20 protein-coding genes are annotated in these 14,557 nt (G+C 33.2%); all 20 read right to left on the bottom strand.

Features of this window, described 5'->3' with window-relative positions; all coding sequences use genetic code 11:
* Positions 1-49 precede the first annotated feature (49 nt).
* The 20 genes from BK585_RS14810 to BK585_RS14900 all read right to left on the bottom strand — a co-directional run bounded on the left by BK585_RS14810 (position 50) and on the right by BK585_RS14900 (position 14,532).
* Positions 50-607, bottom strand: coding sequence for a cysteine hydrolase family protein (locus tag BK585_RS14810; RefSeq protein ID WP_078554392.1), 558 nt, complete (start codon positions 605-607; stop codon positions 50-52).
* Between the two features lie 252 nt (positions 608-859).
* The gene (locus BK585_RS14815; protein WP_342744306.1) at positions 860-1,171 is read right to left on the bottom strand and encodes a GNAT family N-acetyltransferase; all 312 of its coding nucleotides are present in this window, start codon (positions 1,169-1,171) and stop codon (positions 860-862) included.
* A gap of 14 nt (positions 1,172-1,185) precedes the next feature.
* Positions 1,186-1,959, bottom strand: coding sequence for a carbon-nitrogen hydrolase family protein (locus BK585_RS14820; protein ID WP_170885613.1), 774 nt, complete (start codon positions 1,957-1,959; stop codon positions 1,186-1,188).
* Between the two features lie 71 nt (positions 1,960-2,030).
* Positions 2,031-2,453, bottom strand: a complete 423-nt coding sequence (gene fosM / locus BK585_RS14825) for a FosM family fosfomycin resistance protein (RefSeq protein WP_078554395.1) — start codon at positions 2,451-2,453, stop codon at positions 2,031-2,033.
* Between the two features lie 68 nt (positions 2,454-2,521).
* On the bottom strand, positions 2,522-3,232 hold the full coding sequence (locus BK585_RS14830; RefSeq protein WP_078554397.1) for an SDR family NAD(P)-dependent oxidoreductase: 711 nt from the start codon (positions 3,230-3,232) through the stop codon (positions 2,522-2,524).
* A 170-nt stretch (positions 3,233-3,402) separates the two neighbouring features.
* Positions 3,403-3,795, bottom strand: coding sequence for a DUF3888 domain-containing protein (locus BK585_RS14835; RefSeq protein WP_078554399.1), 393 nt, complete (start codon positions 3,793-3,795; stop codon positions 3,403-3,405).
* Between the two features lie 271 nt (positions 3,796-4,066).
* Positions 4,067-4,399, bottom strand: a complete 333-nt coding sequence (locus BK585_RS14840) for a hypothetical protein (RefSeq protein WP_078554400.1) — start codon at positions 4,397-4,399, stop codon at positions 4,067-4,069.
* 148 nt (positions 4,400-4,547) lie between these two features.
* On the bottom strand, positions 4,548-5,063 hold the full coding sequence (locus BK585_RS14845) for a protein kinase (RefSeq protein WP_078554402.1): 516 nt from the start codon (positions 5,061-5,063) through the stop codon (positions 4,548-4,550).
* 115 nt (positions 5,064-5,178) lie between these two features.
* Positions 5,179-5,694, bottom strand: a complete 516-nt coding sequence (locus tag BK585_RS14850; protein ID WP_078554404.1) for a hypothetical protein — start codon at positions 5,692-5,694, stop codon at positions 5,179-5,181.
* A 132-nt stretch (positions 5,695-5,826) separates the two neighbouring features.
* Positions 5,827-6,279: a CDI toxin immunity protein gene (locus tag BK585_RS14855; protein WP_078554406.1), complete on the bottom strand. Its 453-nt coding sequence runs from the start codon at positions 6,277-6,279 to the stop codon at positions 5,827-5,829.
* A gap of 164 nt (positions 6,280-6,443) precedes the next feature.
* Complete coding sequence (locus BK585_RS14860) at positions 6,444-6,926, bottom strand: YjdJ family protein (protein ID WP_078554408.1); 483 nt, start codon at positions 6,924-6,926, stop codon at positions 6,444-6,446.
* Positions 6,927-7,137: 211 nt separating this feature from the next.
* Positions 7,138-8,070 (bottom strand): aminoglycoside phosphotransferase family protein, encoded by a 933-nt coding sequence (locus tag BK585_RS14865; RefSeq protein ID WP_078554409.1) that lies wholly within the window; start codon positions 8,068-8,070, stop codon positions 7,138-7,140.
* 139 nt (positions 8,071-8,209) lie between these two features.
* Entirely contained in the window at positions 8,210-8,869 is a 660-nt protein-coding gene (gene bluB / locus BK585_RS14870; RefSeq protein ID WP_078554411.1) for a 5,6-dimethylbenzimidazole synthase, read from the bottom strand.
* A gap of 134 nt (positions 8,870-9,003) precedes the next feature.
* Positions 9,004-9,345, bottom strand: a complete 342-nt coding sequence (locus BK585_RS14875; RefSeq protein ID WP_078554413.1) for a hypothetical protein — start codon at positions 9,343-9,345, stop codon at positions 9,004-9,006.
* Positions 9,346-9,848: 503 nt separating this feature from the next.
* On the bottom strand, positions 9,849-9,986 hold the full coding sequence (locus tag BK585_RS24115; protein ID WP_170885614.1) for a hypothetical protein: 138 nt from the start codon (positions 9,984-9,986) through the stop codon (positions 9,849-9,851).
* Between the two features lie 279 nt (positions 9,987-10,265).
* On the bottom strand, positions 10,266-11,288 hold the full coding sequence (gene nadR / locus BK585_RS14880) for a multifunctional transcriptional regulator/nicotinamide-nucleotide adenylyltransferase/ribosylnicotinamide kinase NadR (protein WP_078554415.1): 1,023 nt from the start codon (positions 11,286-11,288) through the stop codon (positions 10,266-10,268).
* A complete protein-coding gene (gene pnuC / locus BK585_RS14885) occupies positions 11,289-11,984 on the bottom strand; it encodes a nicotinamide riboside transporter PnuC (RefSeq protein WP_078554417.1) in 696 nt (231 codons plus the stop codon).
* Between the two features lie 245 nt (positions 11,985-12,229).
* Complete coding sequence (locus BK585_RS14890) at positions 12,230-13,345, bottom strand: PQQ-dependent sugar dehydrogenase (RefSeq protein ID WP_078554419.1); 1,116 nt, start codon at positions 13,343-13,345, stop codon at positions 12,230-12,232.
* Positions 13,346-13,664: 319 nt separating this feature from the next.
* The gene (locus tag BK585_RS14895; RefSeq protein WP_078554421.1) at positions 13,665-14,021 is read right to left on the bottom strand and encodes a VOC family protein; all 357 of its coding nucleotides are present in this window, start codon (positions 14,019-14,021) and stop codon (positions 13,665-13,667) included.
* 94 nt (positions 14,022-14,115) lie between these two features.
* Positions 14,116-14,532: a GNAT family N-acetyltransferase gene (locus BK585_RS14900; protein WP_078554422.1), complete on the bottom strand. Its 417-nt coding sequence runs from the start codon at positions 14,530-14,532 to the stop codon at positions 14,116-14,118.
* Positions 14,533-14,557 lie beyond the last annotated feature (25 nt).

The following is a 14,557-nucleotide window of genomic DNA, read 5'->3' on the forward strand; positions in this document are numbered from 1 at the left end:
TAATTGACTGATGAATACCTTTATCAATCACCATTTCATGACATAAACTTTAAAGGATTTCGTTTATCAATTCATCTGTTGTACGTATTGTGGCAAACTCTTCGTGCAGAGTAGCTAGAGATATACTATGTATGGTTGCTGCATCATAATAGGTATTATCTTGATCCTTCATACCGAAGGCAGCTGTTGCGTCTGAAATCAGGTATGTATCAAAACCTAAGTTACCACTCATCCTTGTAGTTGTTGATACACAATGAGGTGTAGTTAAGCCAGTAATGACAACCGTTGTAATATCATTTGCTTTTAAAATCGCTTCTAAATTTGTACCTATAAAACTACTGTTAACTTTTTTAGTTATGATTACCTCTTTATCAATAGGTTCAACGATTGTTTTTATAGCAAACCCCTCATTATTAGGATGGAATACAGAGTCAGGATTATCAGAAATATGCTGTATATGTATTACTAACCATCCTTTTTCTCTCCAAAGATGTAGTATCCTTCTAATGTTCTCTTCTGCATTTTCGTTGTTTCTTTCTCCCCATTTCTTATCATCGAACGCTTTTTGTACATCAACGATAAGTAAGGCTATTCTCCTGTCTTCCATAAGATTTCTCCTTAGTATTTTTTTGTTAGTGATCTCCATTCCTTCTAAAAGACTATCAGTGTTTTAAATCAATAATAGAATTTGTCATTCCAGTTTTATAGTTCCTTTTTCATCGAAACAACTCTAATCGACATACCATTTGGCTTTTGCATAACTTCTTCATTATAAACATCATAACCGATGGAACTATACAACAGTATATTCTTAGGTACTGTCATACGGACTTTGCATAATATTGTAGTTACATCCTCTTTATTTTGCATATTCCTCTAAAGATTTTAATAACTTTTTTGCAATACCCCAACCTTGTTTTTCCGGAATAACTGACAAACGATAAAAATACAAACCCTCAGCTTTTAATTGATAGCGCACCATACCAACTGGACTATTTTCTTCAATAGCAATCAAAGCTTTTTCACCTTTTTCCATAGCCTCTAAAACTGACTGAACAGTTTCTTCTAAAGCACTTGAGGGAGGGGTTTCATTTTTATACTCCATAAACGCTTTTATCATTAATTCATGAATAACTGGTGCTTGAGCAGATGTTGCAGATTGTATTAACATATTTATCCTGCTTCCTATAATTTAATGATATTGATTAAGTCTGTTCTACTTTGGCTTAAATACCAGTCAGAGTTATCTTCTAAATTAATGCAAATTCTTTCTATTGTTTCTTTTTCCGAAACTAATTTCTCAACTATATTTCCCTTAGGAGAAACGACCATAGTAGAACATCCTTGTTCCTTGCTACTAATGTTTGAGGAGACTACATAACGTTGATTTTCTGCTGCTCTGCTTATTAAGTGAGAATTCCACACAGGGAGGTTTTCGGAACCAAGTGTATTAGTTAAAAAGAATATAATCTCAGATCCTTGCAAACAAATATATTTCCATTGTTCAGGAAATCGGACCTCTCTGCATAATTGAATAGCACATTTTATTCGTCTATCATTTAATTCAATATAAAAACAAGGTAATGAATTTCCAGCTTTTAAAAATCCTCTTTCATGAAAAGCTAAATTAACTTTTTTATATGTATGTGACATTCCTTTAGGTGATACGTAAATACCCGCATTGTACCAATCCTCGTCCTCTAAAATACATGAACCAAAAATCAAATGAATCTCTTTATCTCTTGCTATTTTTTGTAATTCTTTAATAGCCTGTTTTATATCATTAATAATCTCAAATTGAAGAAAGTCAAGATTATGAGAGTAACCCGACAAACACCCTTCTGGGAAAACCACTATATCTCCCTTTACTGAGTGGGACAATAAATTAGTCATTTTATTAAGATTTTTATTCACATTAAAAGATGGTTCAAATTGTGCTAAAGCAATCTGTATTTTCATAGATTCACCATCACTTATCATTTTTTAATATGTAATTAATAGTTCGACCCGCTTGTTTGTATAAAAAATTATTAATCGAAGAACTCCATATGTGGTTTTTCTTGTTTGTAGTAATCCAATCTATCTTGTAGTGTACCTGTGTGGAATTCAAATTTATGGCCATCTGGGTCTGTAAAGTAAATTGACTTTTTATCTCTTTCACCTCTTGGACGCCCCGATAAAATGTTCACATTCAAACTCCTAAGTTTCTCGTACATTTCATCAAATTTATCATCTTCGATTGAGAATGCTATGTGTGTATATGATTCGTTGATTTCATTACGCGGGATCTCTTTCTCCTCATTTAGAGCGAGCCAAATTCCATTTAAATCAAAGTATGCAGTCTTACTCCCTTTCACCAACAACTTGGCATCAAATATATCATTATAAAATTTAATAGAAACATTTAAATTAGAGACTGAAAATAATAAGTGATTAATTCCTGAGATTGACATTGTGTACCACTCCAATACTATCCTACTCTTTCATCCAACCTTTCTCGCTTTATACCCTTTCTACTCACTTACCAAGGCATATCACCGACATTCGGTTCTACAAATTTCCCAGATTGTCTCATTGATAAGGAATCTACCCATTCAAATATGTAACGTGCTGCTTCAGATGCTTCCATATCTGCATCAGCTGAAGCAGTTCCTGTTGTTAATTTCCCTGGATGAATTGAACTAACGTGAATTCCTTTTTTTCTTAGCTCTTGATAAAGACTCACTGTAAGCATATTCTGTGAAGCTTTTGCGATTCGGTAGGAGTACGAAAAATACCTATCTTTAAATTCATCTGAACTCATTTTAGTTAATGAACCTAGTCTTGATGAGACATTAATTATTCTAGGATTTGATGAATTGCATAAACTATCCAACGAACCTTGGACTGTCCTGATTACTCCAAGACAATGTATATTAAACAGTTCTAGCATCTCTTCGGAAGTTACTTTTTCAATTTGATATTCCTTCCCAGACACACCAGCGTTATTAATGATGATGTCTATCTCTTTGGTGTGTAATTCTAGTGACGTCTTAATAATATCCTTACAATTATCTTGTCCTATATCAGCAATAATCGGGAAACACTTTTGAGGAAACTCAATTGAAAGTTTATATGCCGATTCTTCATTTCGTACTAGAGGAAAAACATCATAATTATTTGAATGATAGACTTTTACCAATTCATAGCCTAATCCTCTACTTGCACCCGTAATCAGTACTTTTCTACTCATGTGTCACCCCTTTTAAAGAATGAATACAATAATTTTTCCAATTCTAATTATATTTTAACATTAATTTCCTTATTACAAGCATAAAAAAGTGCATTCCGTGTTGAACGAATGCACTTTTAGTTATATTTATTAGGTACTCTAACCATTCATATAGATCTGGATATTTACCTTTATGTAAAAGGAAAAGTCTTTAAGTGTTTAAAACCTAATAATTCCCCTTCTGTATTAATAATGACTTCATCTACTCCATAGCTGTTATGAGCATCATAATAAGGATAGACTTTTAGAGTTAGCTCGTATAATCCACCTACACCATACACCTGTTCAATTTTAAGTATTTCTGTATCATAAGATGCCCATGTAAGCCCTTCTGGTGCATCTTTGTCATCTTTATAAATCTGAACAATCGCTTTATCTATGGGTTCTCTAAGGCTACTTATCAGTGCATATTTAAACGTACCACATAATTCTGTATCAGCTTCATTAATCGTTTGGGCATATGCCGTGGTATTAACAATCACCATTATCGTAACAACTAGAAGTAGGACTAATTGCTTCTTCAAAATCATCACCTCATTTTAGTATCCTAAAATGTCTAGTGAATTATCCTATAAACCGCTTCTCTATATCAAAAAAAAAAGTGGCAATACCCTTGTTAAGTAACTCTCAGCTGCGGTTGCTTTAAACTGACACTCTACTGGAGTATTACTTATATAATTACTCCACATCATTTTCCCTTACCCTCCTTATATGGGAAGTAATTCTCTATTTACTTCTTTTTAACCATTAATGCTCATTATCGACACAAGGATAGTATTGGCTTGTTACTCACTATTAGTCCAGTAAAATTACTTTCCCTGTACTTAAAACAGGAGGGTCCGAAAGCAATGCTATTGGTTCAAAATCAACTTTAATTTTATCTCCTATTACTAACTCACTAGAATCTATTTCATTACCTGATGTGTTTACTATATGTACATTTTTCAAATCTAACGTTGCTCGTTTATAGCTTGGATTTAATAACTTATTGCTTTCAATCCAGACTGATGTTTCTACTTCCTTTCCTACAATTGTAAAAGTCTCTCCCTTATTTAATTCTACAAATATAAAAATGAGTCCTATGACGATCAGTATAGTAAGAATATAACGAAAAAAATAATTTTTCATATTGAACACTCCCACTCCAGGTTGTCATAGAATTAGTCTAACACCTAACATAATCCCTTATTAAACTCTCCTGCTCTTTACTTCAATAAGAAAAAAGGTGATAACCTTTTTCAGCTATCGCATCCCTTAGCTTAAGAAGCAGAATAAACTATTTAATCGTTTCTTGTCTTAATACTATATAATACATTTCTTTAAATTCGTTAAAGTACTTTTGAAAAGCTCCCAGTTCTTCAACGAACTCCTGCTCAACTTCAGCAGGTAGATTTTGTACTACACCACCAATTGCTAAATCGTAACTGTCATCAAAAGAATATAAATCATAATACTCGCTTTCCCACGATAATCCTGTATATACTAAAAGTCTGGTTGTTATTCTTATTGCTTTCCCAATAGGCAGCTGTTCTTGTTTTATCTTCTCCAAAATAAGTGATAAAACCAGCTTTACAAAGTTTTCTTCATCTTGTATCAAACATAACTCAAATAGCTTTCTCTCTACATCATCAATCTTTGATTTTGACATCATTGATATATCTAGCAACTCGATTGGAGGGTTATCTACAGCTTCAATTACCATGTCAGCCCATTCAATTACCTCCTCTTTACTACATAATCCACAACCAATTCCTATATAATATATACTCGCTAGCGATTTTAAATAATCCAACTAGTTCACCGTCCTAGTCTGTTTGTTCTAGTTGTTCACTTTTCAACTAAACAGCCTCGTTAGCACCATAACATTGTTAAAAGTTTGTCAACCTATTGTTCCCGTTAGTTGAAGTTCAGTCTTTTTCAAGTCCCCTTCCAGTAACTACAAAATGAGGACTATTATCTTTTCTATTAAAGAATCTCCAGTGTTCACTTTGTTCATCGTCTTCTGAACTATCAGGAAATACTTCTAACTTGTAACCTCTTGTTAAAGTGATACTAAAACCACCGACTTCATCGGAATCTATGTGTAATACTTTCATTTGTCCATTGTTCTCTGTAAAAATTTTTATGCGTTCATCAAATCTGTTGTTACCTTGTATATCCCAATCGAAATTATCATTCTTACCATCCCACTGCGAGTTTGGAGAATAGAAATCTCTTGAGGCCACAACAATTTTGTTTCCTAAAATAATTCTCCATGAACATTGGATATGTAACGCGTATTCTGCCGTTTCCTCGGTTCTACCTCTTCGGATTATTTGAACTATATCCCCAAAACCAAGCCAAAAAAGATTAGATGCCCTTCCTGCATACTGAAATTTTAAACCCACTAATTTCCCTAATTGTGCTTTTATTTCTTCTCTCACAGTTGACCCCTTAAACACAGAAATTTAGACTCTATATTCTTTTTTACCCTATGCCGTTTTTTATTAGCTTGCTTAGTTAGACCTCAACGGAGCAACAGCTTCTTGCACGATTTCTTCCGGTTCAAGAAGTCATTATAAATAACCCAGAGCTATTTCTCCTTCGTGATTAATCTCAACTACATATTTACCTCTCACGTATAGGAACGTATCTGCTGATACTGCTATAACATCATCTAAAGCATTTTGAATAATTCCGAATTTAGCTTTTAGTACGGGGAATTTATCATGGCTCCAATAAATTTCAATTTCTTCTTCTGAACTTAGTAATTCTGTTAACTCAACTAAATTGCTTATGTTCATTGGGTTACTAAACTTTTCCCAATCTAATCTTCCCCATTCAGTAAATGGAACATGTTCTTCAAATAGGCCATATAGTTCTTCACTCTTATAATCGGAAAATATTGTTACGCCATCACCTAAAGCCTCTAAACATTCATAAAATAAAGCTCCATAGTCTTCCTTAATTTTTGCTTTTTGTTTTGCAATTAGTAATTCTAATTTCTTCTTTCTGTCTTCTTTTTTCATTAATCTTCATCCATTCAAAAGGAGTGTCGTTTTTTGAATTAACCAGCACCCATAATCAACAAGAAAACACCGATAATCTTTATCACCTATAGCTTACCGGTAGTGGAATAGCTGGTGTACCACTACTCTCGCTGTCTCTCTCGAAATTTAGTTAATGCAAAATACTAACCTATTACTACTTTTGCTTTACGTTTAAAAAACATAAAGTAAAAAAATACGGCTATTGTGATACATAAAATACCGCTTACTAAACCGAAGTAAAAGAAGATTTGACCACCTAATGTTGGAGAATTAAAAACTGAATAACTAAGTACAAACAAGCTACCAGCTAACAATGACAGAAAATAAATAAATAGTTTTATTTGGCTCTTATATAACTGGTATCCAATTAAAAGTAACAAATACAATCCACTGCATACCATAATAAGCGGAAAAGTTGGTTGAAATTTCGCTGCGTATACAAAATGGTCAAGTTGTGAAATTTGCTTAACATTTTGTACTTCCCCATTTGTCAATTGAGAAAATGATGTTGAATATTCCCATTCCCATGGGTTATCTAATATAGCACTTCCTTCATACCAACTAGCAAAAGTAGAAAAAATAAGAATAACAGTAGCTATTCCTAATTGAATAAAAAACCAAAACAAGCATTTCACAACCTTTCACTATTCTTAAGTAACCTCTATTTTAAATTTATTATTTATAGATACCTACTTCTCACTTTTAATTAATCCATTTCAAAATTTATATTCGACTAACCAACTCACTACTTCAACAAGGAGAGATACTAATCCTGCTTAAAAAGTTCCTCTTCTTATTCCACTTAAGCATCCTTTAATTGAAGAAGCCAGTTTAATTCTAAAAAATCCTCCAATATTCTTTATTATTTAGGTTTTTAGCACACCATTGATAATGTCCATCTTCGCAATTATCTGAATAAAAATTGGCAGATATAAAGCTATATATTAGAACATAAAAATATAATCTTTTTCTAACATCTTCACCTAATTTTGAAATAATTAGGTTTAAATATCTCTCATTTATATTTGCGTTTAACTCATTATACATATCAAAACATACCCAACTTATTGCAATATCAAATAAATTGTCACCGTACATTGTCATCGATCCAAAATCAATTACTCCTGTAACCATCCCTTTCTTATTAATTAGTAAATTACCAGGATAAAAATCTCCGTGAATTAAAGAATACTCACCTTCATAACCCAATGACAACATTTCTACTAATTGATTAACTTTCGAATAGTAATTCACGACATCCCTTTTGAAATAAGCTTCTAGTTCCTTCTGTTTACTAAATATAATTTCTTTCAATAAGTCAAACCAACAATTTATTTTTAGTAAAGAAATTTGATTATCGTTAAATAGAGTAAAACCTTCGAGACTAGATTTTACTTTTACAGACTTCAATTCAAGATTTGCATTAATATAATTTTCCATCATTTTATTTTGTTCTTTATAATTCATCTCTGAGATCATACTTTGCAAATTACTACCCTCAATTCGTTTTTCAATAGTTACTAAAATGCCGTTTTCCTCAAAGGTATCATAAATATAAGGAAGCTCATAGCTCAAAGAAATTGAATTAATCTTAGAATAAAACTTCTTTAGGATTTTTTGCTTATTAGAATCGGACATATCATTATACAATTTCAATACTTTATTTTTGTCATAAACATAAACTTCGGCCTCCATTCCCGATCCTAAGAAATCTGATTTAGAAACATTAAATTTATCCAATAATATTGATTTGGCATTATTTTTTGTCATCCAACACCTCAAAATTTTCTTGTATATTGTACTATGCTGCTCGTTACCTCAACAGGACAAGTAATGCCTTGTTAAAATATTGCTTTCGTTACTTTACGTACATTCTTTCACAATGTTAGGAAGAAGAGATATCCCCAGTTTACTTGAATAAGTTATGTTTACTAGAATTCCAGTTATCATAATGAATGAGGTTGTTAATTTGAACTCTTTTTTCCCAATTCTCTTTTTCTAAAATAGGCGCTTGGGGATAATTATCCGTAAAACCAAGAGATATTAACGCGACGGGTTCAATATGAGGCGGTATATGAAGGATCTCACGGACATCCGTTTTTTTATAGAAACTAACCCATCCCATAGCAACGCCCTCAGCATAAGCAGCTAACCACATATTTTGAATGCAACAAGCAACCGAGAGAATATCTGTTTCTGGAATCGAATTTCGTCCAAGTACGTGCCCTCCTCCCCTAGTAGGGTCACAGGTGACACAAATGGTTACTGGAGCTTCCTTTAACCCCTCAAGTTTTAAGGATAAGAATTTAGTCTTTTTTTCATCCTCATAGTGAATAGCTAAAGCTAGAATTTCTTTTTGGCAGGCCTTTGCAAGGCTATCTTTGACTTCTTGTGATTCGATAAGTATAAAGTCCCAAGGCTGCATAAACCCAACAGAAGGAGCATGGTGACCTGCTAGTAAAATACTTTTCAACTTCTCTTCCGGCAATGGTTTGCTATTAAATTCTCTAACGTCTCTCCTTTCAAAAATTGCTTTATAAACGCCATTTTTCTGTAACCTTTCTAACATGTCTTTGTTTCCTCCTTTTTTAAAATTTGTAGTTGAAACATAGAGAAGTGAAATTTAATTTTTACATTAGACAACCTCTTGTGAAGATAGCTCCTTTAGTTTCAAACCGGAGCATCTTGCTTCATCAAAGTTCGTTAATTTATTTGCTCAATCGTTTCTGCGCTTTTTAAAGGTATTCCAGGTAATACTTTGATTAGTTGTTCCTTGAACTGAATCTTTATCTTTTTTCCAATCTCTAGATCAGTAAGTTCTATCAATGTATTATCAGTATCAAATATCATCGTCTCACTATCTACTAATACATTCACCAAATTTTCAGTTGGATTTAATGTTTTGTTGCTTTTTACAGTAAGCATAATAGGATACTCATCTTGCCCATATTCAATATCCTTAATTGTAAAAGTTTCAATCTTAATAAAAAAGCTGGAACTAACAAGAACTAAGATAAAAATGAAAACAATAATAATCTTTTTCATTTGTCCTCCTCTATTTTCACTTGTTTCCCCGTTCAGTTGATCTTTTATTGAACTACCCACCAGTTATGGATTAGGCTATCCCAGTCGCACCGACGGTTAGAAATCCGTGCATGTTTCTGAGAGACGAATTCTTTTAGAAGCAGAGACATGGGGAGTGGTCCCTTGCCTCTCTGCAAGTATAAAGATATCTAAAACATTTTAGATGTTTGGTGAGTGGTTGGAAATTCATAGGGTGAATAATGTTTCCAGTTAAGAATGCTGCTTACTAAAAGTGGTCTTCTTCTCATATGTTTAGAAAAATCAACATATTTCCTGTATGATTAACGCTTTCGTTCAATGATAATTATCCCAAAACGTTTCTTCCACTAAAAAATATTCTTCATGAGAACATACAGCTAATAAACATTTATCATTATGAAAAACATTATATCTTTTGGTAACTCACCACGTAAAAAAACATAAGGAGATTTTAGTCTTCTTATGTTTTTTTATTATTTATCTTTTTATTTTTGCTTCTTTTTCAAATACTCCGCACGTAGTTTTTCAAGTTTCTGCTTTTTATCAGTTTTAGCAGGCTTCTGTTTTTCATGATACTTTGTCACAGCAGCCTTTCCTTTGGTATCCAATTGATATTTCCCCACTTTTTCTCACCTACTTTTCTTATTTTTAAAGAGATTCTATTCAACAAATATAATATACCTTATTCACATTTTACTGAAAAACCTTAGTATTATTTTGTACTGCTAACTTTAGATATATCAGAAAAAATAATAATCGATTTTTTCTTCATTCGTATCTCCAAAGGAAAAGGTATTTTCCAACATTGCTGGGCAGTATTGATCCAACTATATATTTCTAGTAATAGCCACCAAATCTCTTCCAATAAGCGCAAAGCTTATTCTAAATTTTCCATAGCACTTTTAGTTCTCCATTAATTCTTCAATAAGGTCAATAGCACCCTTTAAACGGTCTTCATAATTACCTTTTAAGACTTTATACTGGATATTTTGATTGTCTAATAATTTTTTTAAATAATTGTTATTCTTTAATCTTTCTTCTTCTTTGCCATGAATTCTTAAACCATCATCAACCCATTTTACATCTGGTTCAAGATAAATCCAGAGATCATAATCCTGTACTTTTGCTATTTCATCAAGCACTTTTTGATGCTTATTATTGTATAGATTCGAATAAAACTGTGTCACAATTGTTTCAGTATCCAAAAACAAAAGCTTGTTTGCTCTTTCTATCGCTTTTACCTCTTCCATTTTGTGACCATAGGCAATTTGTTGATAGTCCTCTTCTATTATGATTCCATCACAGCCTCCTAGTTCATCACACACTGTTCTTCCATACTCAGCTACATATGTTGTGTTGTAGATTTTCGCAAGATTTCTAACTAATGTTGATTTCCCACAGCTTTCTGTTCCAACAACGACAACTTTCTTAACAAAGTACGATTTAATGAAATCAGGGATATAATCCCAATGATGAAAAACTCCATCTTCACGAATTTTAGTAGCTGAAATAGGCATGTGTTTTCGGTTAGGGTCAATTAATACATGTTTTGTATTTGGATATAACTCACTAAACGTATCTTTATATGAAGGCTCAGAACTAAACACATAATCAATTGGTTTAGCAATTTTCTTTTTTATTAATTGACTCCCTTCCTTCCAATTATAGTCATCATTGCCGTAATCATCTTCTATGGCGATGACTTTGACATTCGGCATATCTTTTGTTAATTTAGATAGCCAGCGCAATCGAATTTGAGGGTCGATCTCTTTCATTTTGGTACCTTCACATAGTTCTTTATCACGTTTAGAACTATGAGATAAAATGACATATAGCTCATCTACAATAGAAGAAGCATAGATAATTGCATATACATGCCCCAGGTGAAGCGGAAGGAATTTTCCCCCAATAAAACCGACTGTCATTTATAGCACCTCCTGATTTTGTTTCATGTGCATTTTTCGCCAGTTAACATAGCCATATATACTATTTACGAGGAATGCTGACCACATGATAATCATTGAAATATCATTTCCACCTTGAGATATCAGAGCACTTACCCAGAGTAAAATAGATAGAATATTTACCGATATCCACAGAAGCCATTGTTCGGCAAATCGCTTTAGCATAAGAATTTGTGCTGTTACGGACAATACATTTGTTGCTGAGTCATTCCAAACATTGTTACCACCTAAATATTTCAAGAAATATCCATAGACAACTGTCAGTACTAAAACGCATATGATTGTGTAGAACCAGCCTGATTTTGATAGACGTTGAATTCGAACATCTTCTCCTTGTACATTATGTACGGTTTTGTTTTGACTCCAAAGATAAATTCCTATAAATTGAACTGGAAAATAAAATAGAGCATTTAACATCGTTTCACCATATAGGCCATAGCCATATGCAATGTAGGCATATGTGGCTGTCTGAACAATCCCGAAGTAATAGTTTGATATTTTACCCTTTGCAACTAACACGACACAAAACATTCCACTAATAGAAGCTATTAATCCTAGGAGAGAATCCGACCATACAAAAAACAGATAAATATTAATCAATGTAAAAATTAATAACCACCCTTTTTCAAAACGTGTCCAATCTTTAAGAATAGCCATTCAATCCCCCTGTTCTAGTAATAAACTTCTGCAAATATACCCAACTTAATAATCAAACCAAAATCCTGCTATATTTAATCCTTTAATTGTTTCTAGGTTATCAGCATCCAATAGCATACCAACGCCTATTCCTCCAGTGTAGATATTCATTGTTGTACTTGACTTTCACCTATTAGATCTTTATTAATGTTCTTAATCCTTACATTTTTCAGTAACTACCCAACTTAGTAGATTTAATTATAGGATTAGTTTAAATCTGAAAGGAAGACTCGGTATAGCTTATCGTCATTTTCATCAGGATTCCCACGTCCATCGGTGTTATTAGTAATGAAATAGAGGGATTGACCTTCTATTCGTATATCGCGAATTCTTCCAAGTCCAGATATGACTTCTCGTTGTTCACCTGTTTCAATGTTAAATTCTAACACAGCAGATCCTCTTAATGCTGCCACATATAATTTTCCATTATCATAGTCCATACCAGAAGGAGCCCACGTATTTGTATTTCCAGAAGTAAACAGGGGTGAAATCATCCCTTCTTGTTCCTCATGACCTTCAATGACCGGCCAGCCGTAATTTTGACCTGCTTCTATTACGTTAATTTCATCGTTTGCACTATTGCCGTGTTCACTTGAAAAAAGTGTACCGCTAGACGACCAAGTCAATCCTTGAGGATTTCGGTGTCCATAACTATACACGTAGGAATTCGAAAACGGATTATCACTCGGAATCGAGCCATCAAGATTCATTCTTACTATTTTCCCACCTAACGAATTGAGATCTTGTGCAATAGTAGGTACAGCCGCATCACCGGTTGTTGCATAAAGCTTTCCGTCGTCACCTATTTTAAGCCTACCTCCATGATGAACTGTACCACTTGGGATTTCGTCAAGTAGTACACTCTTTTCTCGCCAAACGTTGTCTTCTAACCGTAATGTAACAATACGGTTTAATGGCCCAGAGCTATCAGCATAAGTATAATAGGCGTACGCTCTATTCGATTGTGAAAATTCTGGGTCCAGTACGAACCCTAATAAGCCTGCTTCTGGCACTGAAGCAAGTTCTTTATCTAATACTACATCTTGCCTTTCCATTTCTCCATTTTCTATTTTTATAATGGCTCCTTGTCTCTCTGTTACATAAAATGTATCTTCGAATAATTCTATCGACCAAGGAATAGTAAGGTTCTCCGCAATGACTTCTGGACTGTCATCTAGCTTTATTTGGTCTTGTTTGTCTTCCGTTTCTCCCTCTCCTAATGTCACTTCCTGGTCAGGCTCCGTATTTGGGTCGTCAATAGTAGTAGCACATCCTGCAATCATAAATAGTAGACATATAGATACGCCTATCATTTTTTTCATCGTAATCACCTCTACCTTTCACGTATTTTATAATAGAATTCTATTAAAATTATTAAATCTAGCTTGAGCCCATATGTACATTCTCTCATAATGCCATCACAAAATAAAAACATCTACTTTTACCTTATGAAAACAACTAACAGAGGGAGTGTCTCGGATTATTTGTCATGTAGATTTGAACCAAATAAAAAAAGTGCAACAATTTCCTTGTTACACCTGTAATGCCATTACAAAAAAACTATTTGCATGGGGAAATCTTTTTTGGTTCTCTAGCTCATGCCATGTTCTATTGTAAAAAGATGCGATTCATATACGTATTTCACTTATAATATTGGCATATCATTAATACATTACCATCACAATCTTTGAAGGTGAATTCAGCATGGTCGTCATATTGTTGGAGGGGCTGAAGGTCCACATTTTTCTCACTCAACATACGGTATGTACTTTCAATGTTTTCCGTGCTCAAAACAAAATATGCTTTTTCGGCAGGCGGTGAATCTACTGATTTAAATAGATGCATAACGTATTGTCCATATACTGTAAGTTCTACAAAATCATTAAAATCATAATTTCCTACAGAAAACCCAAGGTTCTCACAATACCATTGACTTGCATATTCTAGGTTTTTCACATAATGCATGATTCCAACAATCTCTTTCTTGACTATCTTCATTTTTATCCCCCCTACTTGGTTCCACTTTTGAAGTAACCTTCAACAAGAAAAAGCGAATACGCTTTATTAATCACTCATTGAAACTAAAAGTGAATTAGTTGTTATTAAAAATCCAGGTTTTAAACTCGTCATTTTGTCCTTGTAATTTCCAACCTGATTTAAAATAATATTCATTAAAATTGGAGTTAATCGGACATAATGCAACAATAGGCCATTCATTTATCGTTAATAACATCTTAGGTAATAATCCTTTTCCACGGTACATTTCGCTTATCGCATATTGATATAAAGAAATACTATTTTGTGTTTTTTTTCGGTAAAATCGAAACGCTCCCACTACTTGACCTTCTACTGTTGCTACTACCAATTGCTTTCTTAATATGGCTGCTTTAATCCCAAGAGGACAAAGAAATTCTTCAGAATAAACTGCATTGTTATTGCGGTCTAGATTTTCGTTAAAGAAGGTCACTACTTCTGATATATGAGTTGGGTTTGCTAAAGCTATTTGCACTCTTCTCCGCCCCTTACTTTAACAC

This window comes from Bacillus alkalicellulosilyticus (assembly GCF_002019795.1).
GTDB classification, from domain to species: domain Bacteria; phylum Bacillota; class Bacilli; order Bacillales; family Bacillaceae_F; genus Bacillus_AO; species Bacillus_AO alkalicellulosilyticum.

Excerpts from the sequence above, each read along its gene's own strand:
- BK585_RS14810 (WP_078554392.1), bottom strand. The coding sequence starts at position 607 with ATGGAAGACAGGAGAATAGCCTTACTTATCGTTGATGTACAAAAAGCG.
- BK585_RS14815 (WP_342744306.1), bottom strand. The coding sequence starts at position 1,171 with ATGTTAATACAATCTGCAACATCTGCTCAAGCACCAGTTATTCATGAA.
- BK585_RS14820 (WP_170885613.1), bottom strand. The coding sequence starts at position 1,959 with ATGAAAATACAGATTGCTTTAGCACAATTTGAACCATCTTTTAATGTG.
- fosM (WP_078554395.1), bottom strand. The coding sequence starts at position 2,453 with ATGTCAATCTCAGGAATTAATCACTTATTATTTTCAGTCTCTAATTTA.
- BK585_RS14830 (WP_078554397.1), bottom strand. The coding sequence starts at position 3,232 with ATGAGTAGAAAAGTACTGATTACGGGTGCAAGTAGAGGATTAGGCTAT.
- BK585_RS14840 (WP_078554400.1), bottom strand. The coding sequence starts at position 4,399 with ATGAAAAATTATTTTTTTCGTTATATTCTTACTATACTGATCGTCATA.
- BK585_RS14855 (WP_078554406.1), bottom strand. The coding sequence starts at position 6,279 with ATGAAAAAAGAAGACAGAAAGAAGAAATTAGAATTACTAATTGCAAAA.
- BK585_RS14865 (WP_078554409.1), bottom strand. The coding sequence starts at position 8,070 with ATGACAAAAAATAATGCCAAATCAATATTATTGGATAAATTTAATGTT.
- bluB (WP_078554411.1), bottom strand. The coding sequence starts at position 8,869 with ATGTTAGAAAGGTTACAGAAAAATGGCGTTTATAAAGCAATTTTTGAA.
- BK585_RS14875 (WP_078554413.1), bottom strand. The coding sequence starts at position 9,345 with ATGAAAAAGATTATTATTGTTTTCATTTTTATCTTAGTTCTTGTTAGT.
- nadR (WP_078554415.1), bottom strand. The coding sequence starts at position 11,288 with ATGACAGTCGGTTTTATTGGGGGAAAATTCCTTCCGCTTCACCTGGGG.
- pnuC (WP_078554417.1), bottom strand. The coding sequence starts at position 11,984 with ATGGCTATTCTTAAAGATTGGACACGTTTTGAAAAAGGGTGGTTATTA.
- BK585_RS14890 (WP_078554419.1), bottom strand. The coding sequence starts at position 13,345 with ATGAAAAAAATGATAGGCGTATCTATATGTCTACTATTTATGATTGCA.
- BK585_RS14895 (WP_078554421.1), bottom strand. The coding sequence starts at position 14,021 with ATGAAGATAGTCAAGAAAGAGATTGTTGGAATCATGCATTATGTGAAA.